Source organism: Kitasatospora sp. NPDC002543, assembly GCF_053594915.1.
In genome coordinates, this window is sequence record NZ_JBSFWR010000251.1 from 1 (window position 1) to 1,215 (window position 1,215).

The 1,215-nt window shown below is 70.8% G+C and carries 2 protein-coding genes; one reads left to right on the forward strand and one right to left on the reverse strand.

Going from position 1 to position 1,215, the window contains the following annotated elements; translation table 11 throughout:
• On the forward strand, nucleotides 1-282 hold a 282-nt coding region (locus ACWD4P_RS38355), incomplete at its 5' end, for an electron transfer flavoprotein subunit alpha/FixB family protein (protein ID WP_355270033.1).
• A 187-nt stretch (nucleotides 283-469) separates the two neighbouring features.
• On the opposite strand, the gene ACWD4P_RS38360 is transcribed toward ACWD4P_RS38355, so the two are convergent.
• Nucleotides 470-907, reverse strand: a complete 438-nt coding sequence (locus tag ACWD4P_RS38360) for a hypothetical protein (RefSeq protein WP_449782840.1) — start codon at nucleotides 905-907, stop codon at nucleotides 470-472.
• Between the last annotated feature and the right edge of the window lie 308 nt (nucleotides 908-1,215).

Consider the following 1,215-nt stretch of genomic DNA (forward strand, 5'->3'; position numbering starts at 1 on the left):
GCGGCCGTCGGTGCCTCGCGCGCCGCCGTGGACGCCGGCTGGTACCCGCACAGCAGCCAGGTCGGCCAGACCGGCAAGCAGGTCTCCCCGCAGCTGTACGTGGCCAACGGCATCTCGGGTGCCATCCAGCACCGGGCCGGCATGCAGACCTCGAAGACCATCGTGGCCGTCAACAAGGACCCCGAGGCCCCGATCTTCGAGCTCGCCGACTACGGCGTGGTCGGTGACCTCTTCGAGGTGCTGCCGCAGCTCACCGCCGAGGTGAAGGCCCGCAAGGCCTGATCCCCGCGCGACAGCGGAGGGCGTGGCACCGAGTACCCCTCGGTGTCACGCCCTCCGTCGTCTCCGGGCGGCAGCCGGACCGGCGCCGCCCCCGTGCCGTCCTTGTGCCGCCCCTCCCGGGCGGCCCCGCGGCGCGTCCGCGGTCCGCCCGCGGATCACTCCCCGGCCCCGCGGCGCACTCGCCGGATCACTCCGCGACGAAGGCCGCGAGGTGCTGGGTGAAGCCGCCCTGGGTGGGCGGCAGCGGGCGCGGCTCGGTGTCCTGCGGCGGCTGCGCTTCCTCCATCGGCAGCAGCCGCAGCTCCGGCTGGTCGGAGCCGGGGGAGGAGAGCAGCCGCACCCGGGTGCCGACCGGGACGGTGCTGCGCATCCCGTCCACGATGCACCAGACGTCGAAGCCCTCCGCCATCCGGATCAGGGACTTCTGACGGACCAGCGGCGTCCGGGCCTGTTCGACCGCGCACCGCCGCACCACCCCGGTGCCCTCGCTGGGCTCCAGCCGGAGGTCGTTGGACCCGCAGGTGGGGCAGAGCAGCCGTTGGAAGGTCGGGTTGTTGCACCAGGTGCAGCGCTGGAAGTACAGCGTCGTGCTCCGGGTGTCGGCATCGATGGCTGAGTGGACCACGCTGTCATCTCCCTGTGCTCGGACGGCTCGGTCGGTGGAGGTGGGGCGGAAGTACGGCGGCGGTGGCGCGGATGGACGCCGGACGTTCGGCACGAAAAGAATAGGGAACTCAGTGCCGCGAAGGGAAGGCACTGAGTTCCCTTTTTGCCGCGCACATGCATAATGAAGGGTACTGAGTACCGTCGTGAAACAGGAGTGGCGATCATGAGCCAGGACTTCGATCTCTTCCGGATCTCCGAGGAGCACGGGATGCTCCGTGAGGCGGTGCGTTCGCTGGCCGAGGCGAAGATCGCTCCGTTCGCGGCGGA